Annotated in this window: 18 protein-coding genes and 2 pseudogenes; 4 read left to right on the top strand and 16 right to left on the bottom strand. The window is 57.6% G+C overall.

Translation table 11 applies throughout. The annotated features are described in order from the left end of the window. Positions 1-71: 71 nt before the first annotated feature. Both ATB1_RS10950 and ATB1_RS10945 read right to left on the bottom strand, forming a co-directional pair. Positions 72-509, bottom strand: a complete 438-nt coding sequence (locus ATB1_RS10950; protein WP_241768184.1) for a DoxX family protein — start codon at positions 507-509, stop codon at positions 72-74. A gap of 53 nt (positions 510-562) precedes the next feature. Beyond that, on the bottom strand, positions 563-1,264 hold the full coding sequence (locus ATB1_RS10945) for an SDR family NAD(P)-dependent oxidoreductase (protein WP_042663734.1): 702 nt from the start codon (positions 1,262-1,264) through the stop codon (positions 563-565). A gap of 62 nt (positions 1,265-1,326) precedes the next feature. On the opposite strand from ATB1_RS10945, the gene ATB1_RS10940 reads away from it, so the two are divergent. Next, positions 1,327-1,683: a helix-turn-helix domain-containing protein gene (locus tag ATB1_RS10940; protein ID WP_042663733.1), complete on the top strand. Its 357-nt coding sequence runs from the start codon at positions 1,327-1,329 to the stop codon at positions 1,681-1,683. A 91-nt stretch (positions 1,684-1,774) separates the two neighbouring features. Here ATB1_RS10940 and ATB1_RS10935 read toward each other — a convergent pair whose 3' ends face one another. Beyond that, positions 1,775-2,071, bottom strand: a complete 297-nt coding sequence (locus ATB1_RS10935; RefSeq protein WP_042662409.1) for a hypothetical protein — start codon at positions 2,069-2,071, stop codon at positions 1,775-1,777. Between the two features lie 152 nt (positions 2,072-2,223). Further along, complete coding sequence (locus ATB1_RS10930; protein WP_042663732.1) at positions 2,224-2,610, bottom strand: cupin domain-containing protein; 387 nt, start codon at positions 2,608-2,610, stop codon at positions 2,224-2,226. 196 nt (positions 2,611-2,806) lie between these two features. On the opposite strand from ATB1_RS10930, the gene ATB1_RS10925 reads away from it, so the two are divergent. Further along, a complete protein-coding gene (locus ATB1_RS10925; protein ID WP_042663765.1) occupies positions 2,807-4,021 on the top strand; it encodes a hypothetical protein in 1,215 nt (404 codons plus the stop codon). Positions 4,022-4,089: 68 nt separating this feature from the next. Here ATB1_RS10925 and ATB1_RS10920 read toward each other — a convergent pair whose 3' ends face one another. The 3 genes and pseudogenes from ATB1_RS10920 to ATB1_RS20690 all read right to left on the bottom strand — a co-directional run bounded on the left by ATB1_RS10920 (position 4,090) and on the right by ATB1_RS20690 (position 6,336). After that, positions 4,090-4,326, bottom strand: a complete 237-nt coding sequence (locus ATB1_RS10920) for a DUF2249 domain-containing protein (RefSeq protein ID WP_042663680.1) — start codon at positions 4,324-4,326, stop codon at positions 4,090-4,092. Positions 4,327-4,719: 393 nt separating this feature from the next. Then, complete coding sequence (locus ATB1_RS10915; RefSeq protein WP_042663678.1) at positions 4,720-5,286, bottom strand: TATA-box-binding protein; 567 nt, start codon at positions 5,284-5,286, stop codon at positions 4,720-4,722. A gap of 122 nt (positions 5,287-5,408) precedes the next feature. Then, positions 5,409-6,336, bottom strand: a pseudogene (locus tag ATB1_RS20690) (transcription initiation factor IIB family protein). A gap of 382 nt (positions 6,337-6,718) precedes the next feature. Between ATB1_RS20690 and ATB1_RS10905 the strand changes: the two are divergent. After that, entirely contained in the window at positions 6,719-6,904 is a 186-nt protein-coding gene (locus ATB1_RS10905) for a hypothetical protein (RefSeq protein WP_042663730.1), read from the top strand. A 35-nt stretch (positions 6,905-6,939) separates the two neighbouring features. Here ATB1_RS10905 and ATB1_RS20685 read toward each other — a convergent pair whose 3' ends face one another. The 9 genes and pseudogenes from ATB1_RS20685 to ATB1_RS21575 form a co-directional block, all read right to left on the bottom strand. Next, positions 6,940-7,347, bottom strand: coding sequence for an SWIM zinc finger family protein (locus ATB1_RS20685; RefSeq protein WP_082256374.1), 408 nt, complete (start codon positions 7,345-7,347; stop codon positions 6,940-6,942). A 67-nt stretch (positions 7,348-7,414) separates the two neighbouring features. Next, complete coding sequence (locus ATB1_RS10895) at positions 7,415-8,344, bottom strand: ArdC-like ssDNA-binding domain-containing protein (protein ID WP_042663727.1); 930 nt, start codon at positions 8,342-8,344, stop codon at positions 7,415-7,417. Positions 8,345-8,418: 74 nt separating this feature from the next. Further along, positions 8,419-8,759 (bottom strand): annotated as a pseudogene (locus ATB1_RS10890) (hypothetical protein). A gap of 98 nt (positions 8,760-8,857) precedes the next feature. Next, positions 8,858-9,253 carry a hypothetical protein gene (locus ATB1_RS10885; RefSeq protein WP_006600181.1) on the bottom strand — a complete coding sequence of 132 codons (396 nt, stop codon included), beginning with the start codon at positions 9,251-9,253 and terminating at the stop codon, positions 8,858-8,860. A gap of 154 nt (positions 9,254-9,407) precedes the next feature. Next, entirely contained in the window at positions 9,408-9,668 is a 261-nt protein-coding gene (locus ATB1_RS10880; protein WP_042663726.1) for a hypothetical protein, read from the bottom strand. A gap of 16 nt (positions 9,669-9,684) precedes the next feature. Beyond that, entirely contained in the window at positions 9,685-10,176 is a 492-nt protein-coding gene (locus ATB1_RS10875; protein WP_042663724.1) for a hypothetical protein, read from the bottom strand. A 241-nt stretch (positions 10,177-10,417) separates the two neighbouring features. Continuing rightward, on the bottom strand, positions 10,418-10,900 hold the full coding sequence (locus ATB1_RS10870; RefSeq protein ID WP_042663723.1) for a hypothetical protein: 483 nt from the start codon (positions 10,898-10,900) through the stop codon (positions 10,418-10,420). After that, positions 10,893-11,582 carry a nucleotidyltransferase domain-containing protein gene (locus ATB1_RS10865; protein WP_042663722.1) on the bottom strand — a complete coding sequence of 230 codons (690 nt, stop codon included), beginning with the start codon at positions 11,580-11,582 and terminating at the stop codon, positions 10,893-10,895. Before ATB1_RS10865 ends, ATB1_RS10870 begins: the two co-directional genes overlap by 8 nt. 71 nt (positions 11,583-11,653) lie before the next feature. Continuing rightward, the gene (locus tag ATB1_RS21575; protein ID WP_128081454.1) at positions 11,654-12,493 is read right to left on the bottom strand and encodes a hypothetical protein; all 840 of its coding nucleotides are present in this window, start codon (positions 12,491-12,493) and stop codon (positions 11,654-11,656) included. A gap of 114 nt (positions 12,494-12,607) precedes the next feature. Here ATB1_RS21575 and ATB1_RS10860 point away from each other — a divergent pair, with 114 nt between their 5' ends. Further along, a complete protein-coding gene (locus tag ATB1_RS10860) occupies positions 12,608-12,892 on the top strand; it encodes a PadR family transcriptional regulator (protein ID WP_042663721.1) in 285 nt (94 codons plus the stop codon). Positions 12,893-13,272 lie beyond the last annotated feature (380 nt).

Here is a 13,272-nt window from a genome sequence, read left to right as displayed (position 1 = left end):
CGAACGACAAAGCCCTCATCCGTGTCGGTGACTGGGATCTCTGAGGTCATAATACTGAGACGGTGCGCCCCTTACTTATGTGCGCCCCGGGATTGAGACGAGTCGAAAGACGAATCCTCCTGATCGAACAGCGCATGTTCGACCGAGAGCGTGCCGGGGCCACTCAGCACCAGCGCTGCTGCGATCAGGGTTAACACGAGCGTCAGTTCGATACCATTACTTCCGGCGGGATATCCGTTGGGAAGGTGGTACAGAACGGTCGCGACGACCATATCGACTGCAATCAGCGCACTCACGACTCGAACAGCCACGCCGACGACCAACAAGAGGCCGCCAACAAGTTCGATGAGGCCGACTCCCCACGCAGCAACTGTGGGAAACGGAACGCCGAGGCTTGTCAAGAAACCCGCGAAGCCCGAGATACCCATCGGTTTCGGTCCGATTGCGAGCACCTTGCCGACGCCTGAGATAAGCATCGGAATCCCGAGCGCGAGTCGAACAAAGGCCAAACCCCACCGCGTAGCCGCCTCTGATGTCGGTTGTTGTGTCTCGATCTGCACGACTATTCCTCCAACTCCGGCTGGCCGCCGGTCATCCGAATGATCTGCCCCGTTACGCCCTCGTTCGAAAGCAGGTGGAGCACTTCATCAACGATGGCCTCGGGGGCCGTCCACTCCGAGAAATCGGCGTCGGGCATCGCCTCGCGGTTCCCGGGCACGTCGATGAGGAACGGTGCAACTGCGTTGAGACGAGCATCGAGTTCGGTGTCGAGCGACTCGGTCAGCGTCCGAACTGCGCCCTTACCGACGTCGTACGCGAGCGTACCGCCGACAGGGTTGATAGCACGCTCGGAACTGAACAGGACGACACCGCTCTGCTCGTCGAGGTGGTCCGCGAAGGCCTTGACGGTTAGAAACGCTGTTGTCACGTGGCGATTCAGCGCGGCCTGGAAGGCATCGACGTCGGTATCAGTTACGCTTCCCATCGAGAAGCCACCAGCGAGTCCGACGATGTGGTCGATCGATCCGTGGTCGTCAACGACCGTCTCGGCGAAGGTGTTAACAGCGGCCTGTTCGGTTAGATCGACCTGGTAGTACGATACTGCGTCGGCGTTTTCAGCGCGCTTTTCGACTTCATCTCTTGCTGTGTCGGTGACGTAGGTTCCGATAACATTGGCACCACTAGTAACGAGAGAATCCGTCACGTACGGACCCATGTTTCCGGTCGCTCCGGTCACGAGCACTGTCGAGTTTTGTAGTTCCATTACATTACCTGGTTTGGCTACAAACCTATTTATATCTCAGGCAACGATAGTGTGACCAAGTAATGGCGACCCAACCACCCGAAGCTGACACTAGCGAAGACACCGAGGTCGAGCGGCGGAATTCGGACGTCTGCAACGTCGTGGGGGCTGTCGAGCAGATGGGAGCAAAGTGGAAGCTCATCATCCTCAACGACCTGCGTGACGGTGAAAAGCGGTTCAACGAACTCAAACGCTCAACCGGGGCCAGTTCCTACACGCTCTCGCGTGTACTCGACGACTTGGAAGCGGAGGGGTTGGTCGACAATCACAAGGAGTTCGAATCACCGGTTGCGAGCTATTATGCGCTGACCGAGAAGGGAAGTGCTCTTTGTCCCGTCTTCGAAGCCCTCGACCAATGGGGTACAGACTGGGCTAACTAGCACAACGACCCCGATACGATACCCAGACAGTCAGTTACGTTTCTGACTCGAATAATCAACCACACATCTGCGCGCACATTGTCGACTCAGTCTACACGTATGACTGGTGAGCGCCGCGAGTCTGGACATCCACGAAATGATGCCGTGTCGCGTCACCGACGGCACCGGCAAAAGACCCGTGCTCATCGTCGCCATACACCTCGTCGGCGCCACGGAGCCCGTGTGCCGCGAGTCGGTTCGCTACGTTCGACGGAACTCCGCTGTCACCTTTGATGTCGACAATCACGTGACGATCGGTGAAGCTCTTCGCGAGGAACGCGTCATCAACGTCGTCGTGGGTTCGGAGTTCGGTTGTCAACTGGCGAAGTTCGGTCGTTCGCTCACTCATCAGCTTCAGGTCCGAACCGGTAGTAAGAATACCTTTGTGCGAACGTCTTCGGGTCACGGGGCTGTTGTACTCGGGTCGCAAGTAGATGGCCCCTTAGTGGGCGGTCGATCACCACCCATGAAGACAGCTACAGGGAGTTTGCCGACAACGAATCACTCGCTGGTAAATAATGGTTCGAAATCCCCCTCCGTCAACCCGCGGCGAACCGGCTCGTGTTCAACATCGGTCGGCGGTGGCGACGTCACCAACAATACTTCGAGTCTTGAATCTTCGTCAGCTCGTATTCCACGTTTCGTCTCCGCGGGGACAAACACTACGTCACCAGGGGTGACATGGTGGTCAGTCTCACCTTCGCGGACGAGCCCGCTTCCAGATCGAACGCTGACGACGAGGTCGCTCGACGGTGCGTGGACGGGGATAAACTGTCCCGACTCGAAGAAGCCACAGATGACTTTCGTCCGGCCGGTCAGAAACGCTTCGTTGGCAGAAAACCGGGTTGCATTGTACGTCCGTTTCGCATCAAAATCGACACGTGGCATACAGCGGAACTATGACGTGAACACTCGTTCAGCGTTCTCCCGAATACGTTCGGGTGGAACTGTTTGTTCCTCGGCTGTCTACGACTGGATGATGAGCGATGCACCGCCACAGCCAATGACGGGGTCCAAAGGCAGCTATTCGAGACGAGAGATCGCGCACACTCAGCTCGAAGCGGAACGTCTCGGGTGGTCTCCGATGACAGGAGCGAGCCGAAGTCAGTGGTCGCGGCGATTCATCATCGTGAGTGCCGTGTTTTTCGTCTGCTGGCGACTCGGTGCAACGGTCGGCATCACCCATCGTGTTGAGGTCATCCTCGCTCTCTTCGGGTTCGTCTCCCACGTTGTCTTCGGTATGGCCTATCTGTTAGTTCCCTCGTATTTCGGGACGACGCTCTCTACCGAGACCATCCCACCAATCCATTTCGTGGCAGCCACGTTGGGGACTGTACTACTTGCATTCTCTGCAGGTTCGGCCGGACCGACGTTTGTAGAAACTCTTGGGGCACTCGTTTGGGGGAGTGGTGTCGCAGCGTTCGTCGCTGCGCTGTCGTGGTCGGTCCGAAACGAGGTCCAACGCGGGGAAACGGGAACGAGTTCTCACAGGGAGAACTACGAGTGGGTAGACCAGTATGCAAACCGGTATCTCATCATCCCGTTCGCCTATCTCGCGGTTGGGTCGTACGAACTACTCGCGCGTACGACAATGCTACCAGGGCTCACGGACGGCTATTTTCCGCGAATCACACACTTGGTATCCGCGGGGTTCGCAGTCCTCCTCGTTTTCACGCTCGGCGTTCGTCTCAGCCCTCGGTTCCTCGGTGTTCCGGTATCGAAAAAACTCGCCGCAGTCGTCCTCCCCGCCGGTGCAGTTGGACCGGCATTGGTTGCCGCCGGTCTGGGTGGTGGTCCACTTTTCGTCGCGGGGGCGGTGAGTGAAGCGATAGCATTCGTCAGCTTTGCAGCGTTGTATCTCAGTGTGTTCTTCCGGTCAGACCGCCGGCGGGTCGGAACAGAAAGTGTTCTCGCAGGTGTGGTTGCTGGTGTTATGGGTGTTGCTATCGGGCTCACAATGGCCCTTTGGAGCGTACTTGAGATACCTGCGCTTCCACCGGGGACGCTATCTGCACACCGTCAGCTCAACCTCCTTGGTTTCCTTGGTCTCGTCATTGTCGGGTTTATCTTCCTGTTTTATCCTCCGTCTGCAGGTCGGTTTCGTGGGGCGAGCGAACGGACTACCCAGCTCATAATCGCTGCACTCCTCGCTGGGCTCGTCCTCTCGGTCCTCGGCCGAATCGCAGGTATGTCTCTTGTAGGTGCTCTCGGAGACGGCGTCGCACTCCTGGGGTCGCTCGGATACGGATATTTACTAGTACGGCTCTTGATCGAGATTGGAGCACGTCACACGTCGTGACCGAAATACTGGTATGATACCTGTATCTTTGCAAGCGGTTGCGGTGGTGCACACATCTTCAGTCGTTACTATCTCAGAGAGATCGTGATGTGCCACTCGTCGTCTTCAACCTGAGTCGTCTGAAACTCACACCCACGCCGTTTGAGGACATCGTAGAGTGGGACCGGTTCGAAGCTATTGACAAGAAGAAGTGAGTCACCCGCGCTCAACTCACCGATTGCAGACATGATGTGGCTGAACGGTTCACCGTCGATATCTCTGACATCGAGTCTTTGCGTCTCACCGGTGGTTTCAGAGGAACCCATACTGACACGTATATCACCAATATCTCTCATTGTTATGCCGATGATGTTCGGACGCCCTGACGGTGTTCAGTATCTGATCGACTGTCGCACCAGTACTCGTCTTCAATTGTCGTCTACGTACGATGAGCGAGCGATAACAGCAAAACCGGTCGGAGAATGTACTTTCAAGCACCTGTGCATGGTCAAAGGGAATACAGAGCGACCGAAGCGCGGCGTTTCTCGTTGTGTGAATGCCTGAAACGCCACTTGGACCGAATACGGGGATTCAGTCGAGACTACACCCTGAATCAGTCGGCTCAGGTGTGACCCAGATACCCCGTTCCAGGAAAAAGGCCAGTTATCACCCTTTGTCTTTCCCCGGCCATTGGACAACTTGACTACAGAATCCGATACTCAACCGAGTAACCCAAGCGAGTCAATTTCGTCGCTCACGACCTGAATCGCCTCACGTGCAAACTCCACCTTCTTTGCACCCGTGATGACGATTTTCCCCGATCCAAACAGCAAGACCACTACGTTCGGCTCGTCGATCCGATAGACGAGGCCAGGGAATTGCTCGGGTTCATACTCAACATTCTCAAGCCCGAGACCAATCGCAAGTGCATTCAGATTGAGAGTTGTTCCGAGGTCTGCACTCGAGACGATGTTCTGCACGGTCGCCTCTTCCCGGTCATCGATTGGGATTCCAAGGCTATCGAGTTCTTCGAATACCTGGTCTAATGCACGGTTGACCCCGTCGACGCTACTCGCACCAGTGCACACGATTTTTCCAGACCGGAAAATCAGATTCGCTGCTTTTGGCTCCTGTGTTCGGTACACGAGTCCCGGGAAATTATCCGGGTTGTAATCGGCGCCTACAAGGTCCATCGAGAGCGATTCTAACGCCAACTCTTGGCCGATTGCGCAGGAGGCGACAACGTTCTGAATTTCAAGCGACGCAAGCCGTTTCTCGTGAGACATTGTATTTGAATTTTATATACTACTATTAAAGGGTAGTGCCAGTCGGGAGCATGACCAGAATAGGATGAAGCGAGTGAGACCGGTCACGGGTACAACACAACTCTTGCTCTCAGCTCGAACCTTCAACCGGTAGCTTCACACAACGTCTGGTAATGCGTCCGAATCGTTTTGATTGAAGAATCACTCACAGCTGCCACACGCGCCTGCGTGAGCGGCCAGTCTCGCTCAGCCGCAGCGGTATACACACACGCTGCAGCGACTGCATGCGGATTCGCGCCACGATGAGCCCACTCATCGCTCGATGTCTCGGCTAACGACCGTGCTCGTCGTCGAATCTGGTCCGTCACATCAAGCGCATCTGCCACTCGCGGAACGAACTCAACCGGTGGAACTGGCTTCGCAGGCAGCCCGAGTTCTGTATTGAGTGCGTTGTACGCTGACCGGACGCGCGAGTCAGCCACCCGTGCGAGTGGGACAAGTTCGGCGAGTGTCCGCAAAAGCCCTGCACATCGACAGGCCGCATGGACGCTCGCAGCCGCGACTGCTTCAATCGACCGCCCCGGCAGCAGGTCCGCCTGTTGAGCGGACCGAAAGCACCGACAGGCTTGGTCACGCAGGCTATCAGGAAGGTCGAGTGCACCAGCAAGTCGCCGGACTTCATCCAACCCGTGAGCCAACCGTCGCTCACGACTCGACTGGTACCGACTCCGACTATGCTGGGTACGGAGTCGAGAGAGTTGCTGGCGATGTTTGCCCGGAATCGCTGTCCCGTTCGCGTCAACGTGTCGGCCGATGTCGGTGGCGAGACCGTGATCGTGTCGCGTCGGCGTTCGCGGCGCCCCGACTCGCTTGCGCTCGTCACGTTCGAACGATCGCCACTCCGGGCCGCGGTCGATGCCGTGGCCGTCGATGATGAGTCCACAGGACTCACACCGTCGCTCACCAGCCGTCCGTAATGACCTGGCCACCACACTCTGGACAGGAGGCGTTCCCACAGGATTTCCCGCACGATTCGTCGAACTGTCGCTCGTAGACATCTCGTGTCGCCATCTCGAACACCGCGCGACGCATCTCGCTGCGCCCCGCACCCTTCAGGGGCTCAAAAGCATCGTCGCCGTCTCGAATAGGCTGGCTTCGGCTGGAGGGGCGATTAATGACTGAATCACAACACCAAACATGCTCACAGGTGGATTGCCGTTGCAGGCTCGCCGTGTCACCCAAGACGCGCCCTGTTCTGCAACGGGTGCGGAATCGCGTACCAAGCCATCTGCATCCACCCCTTGATAACTCCCTCGTGGGCTTCGTGCCCACCGAGTTTCGTGCACTCGACAGTCGTATCAGTAGGACTCTGCAGGCCGCGGTCCGTGGACTGTGTTAGTCGGAACTTCTCACTAGGCGAACAGTTAACTGAGACAACAGATGACTGTCTTGTATGAGTAGCTCACCATGGACCGCAAACTTTGCGACTGAAAAAAGCGAATGTGCAGCCGACGTCCAACGCCTCCTTGAGAAGTATCCCCAGCCGGTCGTCTACGAAGTGATGAGCGAACTGCTCCGTCGAGAGATGCGCGAGCAGTTTGCTGGTGCGTACGCTGCGTCCCAGCAGTTCGACGACTGATGGGTGATTGGTGACGTACGAACCCTCGCCAACGACTATTCAGATAGGTTGCGCCGCCCAGCGTCGATACAGTTCCAACAAGGAAGAGCTTCAGAGAGCTGTTCACACTCGCAGGGCAGGTCTGGTGTGTCGTCATCGTCGTTTGGTGGGCTACCACCGTCAGCAACGACACGCATCTGCACGGCGAGGTCGAGTATTCGTGGGCGAATCGCGACTGCAACCCGATGTTTACACGGGCCGTCACCGCTCGCATCGGCGGGACACGAACACGACTCGGGCACGCCGTCCTGAATTCGAACGCGGTACTCGTGCGCGGTCGGGTCGGCATAGCTCTCGTTGCGTACACGGACATCGCCGTCAAGGAGTTCGAACGCAAACGCCTCGTACTGCGCTCGCTTGAGGACGCGCGTAGGTGGATCGAACTCTGGTAGTACTGGAGTCATGGTAGCCAGCGCGCAGTGCGCGCGCCCTTTTAGCGCATGAAAAAGAGTCACTGGACGGCAGATGGGGTTAGACCGCGTCGAGTGTCGACAGAAGCTCTTCGGCCGTCCCGCTAATCCGACCCAGTCGCTCTTGGAGGACATCTGTCTCGTCGCCCTGCCACGCCGCGAGATAGAACGCCGACCCACTCGTGTCTAAGCCGAGGTATCGACCGACAACGTACGCGACGGCCTCTGCTTCGACCTCGCGTTTCGCCCGCTCGGTTGCGTCGGTGATGTCGAAGTGCAGAATCGCGTGGGCGTACTCATGGATGATCGTCGACGCGAGATCCGCGCGGTTCGGTCGATTCTTCACTTCCACGAGTGGGGTGAGATCTTGGACACTCCGCGACTGGCAGATGCCCTTTGCCTCCCCATGTCGCCACTCATCGGGATCGACAATGCGGACGGTCACGCCGAGGTCTGACGCGATGTTGGTAAGATCGTCGACGAGCGTGTCAGGCTCACCGGTCGCCGCCGTGTCCAACTCGGGGAGCGGCTCGCCCTCTGTCTGCGAAATGTCGAAGACTGGTGCTGGCTTGAAGCCCACGAGGCCCTCTGACCATTCCTCGGGTGGTGTCTCGTCGTACTCACACTCGCTGTTGTCGTGATAGCTCGGTGCGTTCCCACACTCGGGGCATTGGGTCGTGATGATCGGCGCCCAAATCCAGATCGCCGACTCGCCTTCCTGGACGTGTCGGTCGAACTCTTCTTGCCACGTCCGGTAGCCAGCAACCTTCGTCGCCGCAGGACACTGGAGGGTGATGAGGAGTGTGTTGCGGTGGGAGTAGTCGTGGAACCGACTCTGGACGTCCAGCCATTCTTGGAACTGCTCGCTCGCCCGAGCGTCGTCGACGTCGGCAGCGAGGTCCGCAAGCCACTGTTCGATCGTGCGATGCATCTCATCGTGTCGCGTGTCGGTCTCGTCGAACGACACCGACGGAGAACTCGTTGTTGCCATTGGTTTCAGTTCTAACACGTCCTTCCAGGACGCGCCACACCCCTCTGGGGCGCACAAAAAACAGGTGAGACGACCTACTGGTCGGTGTCCTCGCACTCGAGGCTCCGAAGGTACTGTCGACACTCGCCGAACAGGCCGCTTGCAGTCGCCTCGCCAGTCGTGAGGTGGCGAACCCACTCAATCGCCCAGCAGTACATGGGATCGGACTCACCTGTGCCGTGGATGTACCACCAGCGAGCGGCTTTGAGCACAACGAGCGAATTCGTCGGCGGCCGATTCGCTCAGAAGGTTCCCACGAAATCGACTCGATTTCATCGGGAATGTCGGCTCGGGTGAACTCCGAACGATGCACGAGGTCGAGATCGACCGGAATCTCGTCGATCGAGACGTCTGACTCTGTTTGTTGGTGACTCATGGAAATCACGTCACACGGACTGTGTCTTCAGCCCGCACCCATCACGGGCGCAAAAAATAACCACGGCGCGCTAGTCCCGACGGGTCTCTCGATCGACGCTATGCGAGGTGCGACACTTCCTCCGGTTCGGATTCGTCAGCGAACTCGTTGCGCTCAACTGGCGTCCAGTCTTCAGTCGTGGTTGGTGCCCACCAGTCGACGTGGTAGTCACCAGGCGCACCAAGAATCTTAACTTGCGCTTCGTCGTCGGGAAGCGGCCGGCGAAGTTTTTCGTCGACGTGGAGATTCCATGTCGTCGTCGCGTCGAACGTGATGATGACTGCTTCGTCGTAACCACGCGACTCAGGCGACTCACGGCACGTCACGCTGGTATTGCACTCCGTACAGAACACTCCCTCAAAGGGAATGTGCGTGAACGCTTCCGTGCCACACACCGGACACCACAAAAACTCGAACAGCGCCTCGTCGTGACGGAACACGCGCTCGAGACTCATCGATCATTCACCACCGGAGCAGGTATCGTGAGTGAATGGTGTGGAAAACGAGACAACTCGGCTACTGACGTTGGAATCAACATCTGTTACTGCGCCTCCGCCCTTTGGGCGGCGCAAAAACAACACCAAGCACACCCCCTTCCTACTCGGTCGCTCAGTCTGTGTCTACTGCTAACTCCGCGAGAATGTCGTCGTGTGAGGTCGTTCGAACGCGCTCGACAAACGTACGGGCAGCGGCGGCAGTTGCAAACACCGACGCATCATAGCCGACGGACCCACCGAACACAGTCCACTCGTCGGTCACTGCACCATCGGACAGCGGGGTGTACTCGACACGATAGCTGTCCGCCGCGTCGTCGACGACGATTCGAACAGCGATACCACGATCAGGAAACAGCTCACTCAGGAGTACCATTGGGCACAGCGTCGACTCAGTAATGCACATCAGCGGGAACGATCCACAGATGGTCGTTCGACCCGACGAGTTGCTCAAGCCGCTCGCGATGCCGAACGCCGTCAGCGAACTCGTCGTAGAGGTACACCGCCGGTCCGCGGTACGCCCCGAGATTGTGGCACGCATGCCTGACGAGGTCCTCATCGCGCATGATTGCCGTCGCGTCAAGGTCGTCAACACCCTCTCGAACGCGTTCGAGGTTTCGCTCGAACTCACGAGTGGTCGCCTGCCAGCCGCGCTCAAGGAGTTCTTGGCCGTCCTCCGAGCCAACGGGTGCTGCAACCGGGAGGTCACCCCACCGGGCGCTGCCAGCGACTGTTGTTGAGTCGTCATCGAACGTCACGTAGTAGTCGAACACCACCTCGGCCTGGGGGGCAGCGCCCACCAGTTGATCGAACACGTCGGCGGCCCGTGAGAGGGCTTGGTCTGTTGTCGATGCAGTCACGAGTGCGTAGATTACCTGGTGCATTCGTCGTCACCTCGCCGGCTCAAGAGTCGAAGTCTGTCCGACCTCCTGCGCCGGCGCCCATCGCCGGCGCAATAAAATACGCGCTCAGCCAGCGAGACTAACCAACTGTGAGTAGTGTTCTGGCTCCGGCCCCATCCATGACTCCGGAGAAATGCTGAAACGGTGGTGGGTGTCCCGTGAGTCTATGAAATCGTCCCTCAGAATCCAAAGCAGAATTCCTGAACCGGTGGTGTCCCCCTACTTAGCAAATGCACTCGTATTTCTTTGTGGATTGGTTCACTACGTATTCGTGTGTCTCTCGTGCGAGTTCGAACAGTTTCTCCGCACGGCTTTTTGAAGCAAGCCCATCCTGATAGTAGGTTTTGGCGCGGTGATTCCGCCAGAGGTCCTGGAGATTCTCAGCGACATGCTGCGAGATAATACCGCGTCTCGCCGCTTCTGTATACACACCTGGATGTGTACCGGGGAGGTCACGAGGTTCGAGACCTCCCTCGAGCAGTTTGAATTCGATCACACGCTCGATCGCGACGAACGATGCCTCAATCACGAGTGTGTAGAAGCCCTGTTCTAGAAGCACCGTCGCACCAGCGAGGAGACGACATGACTTCCGCAACTGAAGGATATCTGCTTCGTTCGTCTCAAGTCCAGATTCAATCGTACTAGGACGATGGTCGAATGCGGCTTGTACTTCATCAACGAGCGTCTCGATGCGAGTACTACTCATCGGTCATCACCGCCGTTCGAACATGTTGGAACTCCGTGTCACCATAGACGGTGACACCGTCGCGAAAGATCTCGTGGAGTTTCTCGCTCGCTCGACGTGCGCTGGCTTCGGACTCGACAAACGGTTCAAACGTGTAGCGGTCGCCGTCGAACCGTTCTTCGCCCAAGTCAGCGGCCACCGTCGAGATGACGCGTCGCGCGATAGTCCGGTCGCCCTCAACGAGCACAAAGACATCAATGTCGCTTTTGCGGTCGGCCTCACCACGGGCGACACTGCCAAAGACGAGAATGCCGAGTACGTTCGTGACTGCATCTGTCTGTTCGATTGCGGCGTTGACCCGTTCAACGAACGCTCGAACCGGTGCGTGATACTCCACTTGCGGAATCCCCAGAACAGGGTCGTCTTTCTGCAGTCGAGCGGGGTTGATCGAGACGTACTTACGCTGTGTTGTCTGTCGAACCTGTACGATATCAAGGGCTTCAAGGAACTCAACTGCTCGCCAAACTGTCGACCGACTCCGGTCTGTAATCTCACTCAATTCTTTGAGTGTGAACTCAGACTGGTGTGCATCAATGAGATGACGTACCACGTCATCGGCCGCAGGCAGCCGAAACACTCCCGTGTCGCCACGTGGATCAACTGGCACGCAGACCTTTATCCCTTGTTCTGTATTCTCGGACACTATCTGATTTTATGCAACAGCATATAATAAACCTGTGCGTCAACCCTCTGCAAAGGGACTTACTCCAACAGTCAGCTCCCATACCGCGGTGTTCGACATACGGAACACTGCCAGACAGGCTCACCAGCCCACGCTGCGGGTGGGCTGTCGTCGCGTGAGTCGAACCGATGCGGTGTCTGCTTACCACACGACTGACAGCGGAGCAGCTGCCGTGTTGGTGAGGCTGACGACGACTGTGATGGCGAAGAGTCGGGAGACGCTCGTCGAAGTGCAATCGCCGGGACAACCCACGTCTCCGAGTCCGAGAGCAACTGCTCACGACGAGAGTTCTCAGTAATCTGCGTCCCAGCAGCGTCGTACCACCGGGAAGCAGAACCCTCCGTCGAAGGAGAAGCGGACCACAACGAGACCGACCGTGCTTTCGCCACGAAGCCATCAGCACGTGACCCAGTCGCTGGGACGACGTCCGGGAGGTGACCCCATCGCGTTCGGAGTGGCTCCGCGATCGGCTGTTCGAGCGCTGCAACAGGTGTACACTCGTCGATAGGTGATGAGTGGGAACGCTGCAGTAATCGTGCTGCTGCAGTTCCTTTTGCGAGTGCACCCCGCGATGACTGTGACGGAACGAGCAGACAGATGATGCCGTGGAGCGATTGCTCGTGGGGCGCAGAGGTGCTGTCTGGGACCGAGACGTCCTGATCGAGGCAGAACCGACACTGGCTCTGGGTCCGAGGAATGGCCCGCTCACAGGTCTGACAGGTGTCCGTATCCCGGTCGTTACCTGCAGGGTAGTCATGCTCTGGAATTGCGTCGCCGTACTCGGCATGGTCAGGTTCCAACTGTGGGTCCGGGATTTGCGTCGCTTCGCCATACGGTCGAAATTCAGCGGTCCGGTCACGGTAGGGTGGCATACCGCGTCGTGGCTGTACGTTCGGATATAAACGTTCGTCCAGCGAGGCCACTCTGAAACCCGTCCGAGGGCCAACAAACGTATATGTATTCTTAAACTAGCTGCGGACAGCAAAATGCACGACTTGACCGGGTTCCAACGAGACCTGCTGTACGTCACCGCCGGCTTGGACGAGCCACACGGCCTCGCAATCAAAGACCAACTCGAGGACTACTACGAAACCGAGATCCACCACGGTCGGCTGTACCCCAATCTCGATACGCTCGTCGAGAAGGGACTGCTCGACAAAGGCGAGAAGGACCGCCGAACGAACGTCTACGCGATCACAGCCAGAGGTCGCCGGGAGATCGAAGCCCGCGACGACTGGGAACAACAGTACACCAGCGAGATCACAACCTGACTGCTACGACGAGACGAGTCCGTGAGTAGAGCCAGCGCTAATACAGCAATCACGGATCCAAATCATTGTTCAGACTTTGTTGAACCCTCTCGCAGTCTGGCGATTTACTGAAGACCGAGTTCCCAAATCCGTAGAAACCTGTGGAAAGACCGCCTCACCACAATGGCAACGCTGAAGGCTTCAACAGAGCTGTTGGCTTAAAAATCGCCGCTCGTAACCAGTCGGTAGACTTGATCAGGGCAAGTCGGTTACAGCCCTGCCGTCACGTCGGCTTTAGTCACGGGTTAGGATGACACCGCTCGATTGCAGTATGAACTGCGTCTCGACGGCCAACGAATGTGAGATGGTCTCCACGTTGGAGCGTTAACTCGGGAGTGGGG

The organism is Haloferax sp. ATB1, from assembly GCF_000730175.1.
The sequence above is the reverse complement of the archived record's forward strand: the minus strand, read 5'-3'. Positions and strand labels throughout refer to the sequence as shown.

What these genes read in the sequence shown, in the direction of transcription:
- ATB1_RS10905 (WP_042663730.1), top strand. Translation starts at nt 6,719, where the DNA reads ATGAGTAGCTCACCATGGACCGCAAACTTTGCGACTGAAAAAAGCGAA.
- ATB1_RS10930 (WP_042663732.1), bottom strand. Translation starts at nt 2,610, where the DNA reads ATGCCACGTGTCGATTTTGATGCGAAACGGACGTACAATGCAACCCGG.
- ATB1_RS10945 (WP_042663734.1), bottom strand. Translation starts at nt 1,264, where the DNA reads ATGGAACTACAAAACTCGACAGTGCTCGTGACCGGAGCGACCGGAAAC.
- ATB1_RS10875 (WP_042663724.1), bottom strand. Translation starts at nt 10,176, where the DNA reads ATGCACCAGGTAATCTACGCACTCGTGACTGCATCGACAACAGACCAA.
- ATB1_RS21575 (WP_128081454.1), bottom strand. Translation starts at nt 12,493, where the DNA reads ATGCCACCCTACCGTGACCGGACCGCTGAATTTCGACCGTATGGCGAA.
- ATB1_RS10880 (WP_042663726.1), bottom strand. Translation starts at nt 9,668, where the DNA reads ATGGTACTCCTGAGTGAGCTGTTTCCTGATCGTGGTATCGCTGTTCGA.
- ATB1_RS20685 (WP_082256374.1), bottom strand. Translation starts at nt 7,347, where the DNA reads ATGACTCCAGTACTACCAGAGTTCGATCCACCTACGCGCGTCCTCAAG.
- ATB1_RS10925 (WP_042663765.1), top strand. Translation starts at nt 2,807, where the DNA reads ATGACAGGAGCGAGCCGAAGTCAGTGGTCGCGGCGATTCATCATCGTG.
- ATB1_RS10935 (WP_042662409.1), bottom strand. Translation starts at nt 2,071, where the DNA reads ATGAGTGAGCGAACGACCGAACTTCGCCAGTTGACAACCGAACTCCGA.
- ATB1_RS10860 (WP_042663721.1), top strand. Translation starts at nt 12,608, where the DNA reads ATGCACGACTTGACCGGGTTCCAACGAGACCTGCTGTACGTCACCGCC.
- ATB1_RS10920 (WP_042663680.1), bottom strand. Translation starts at nt 4,326, where the DNA reads ATGGGTTCCTCTGAAACCACCGGTGAGACGCAAAGACTCGATGTCAGA.
- ATB1_RS10870 (WP_042663723.1), bottom strand. Translation starts at nt 10,900, where the DNA reads ATGAGTAGTACTCGCATCGAGACGCTCGTTGATGAAGTACAAGCCGCA.
- ATB1_RS10940 (WP_042663733.1), top strand. Translation starts at nt 1,327, where the DNA reads ATGGCGACCCAACCACCCGAAGCTGACACTAGCGAAGACACCGAGGTC.
- ATB1_RS10895 (WP_042663727.1), bottom strand. Translation starts at nt 8,344, where the DNA reads ATGGCAACAACGAGTTCTCCGTCGGTGTCGTTCGACGAGACCGACACG.
- ATB1_RS10885 (WP_006600181.1), bottom strand. Translation starts at nt 9,253, where the DNA reads ATGAGTCTCGAGCGCGTGTTCCGTCACGACGAGGCGCTGTTCGAGTTT.
- ATB1_RS10915 (WP_042663678.1), bottom strand. Translation starts at nt 5,286, where the DNA reads ATGTCTCACGAGAAACGGCTTGCGTCGCTTGAAATTCAGAACGTTGTC.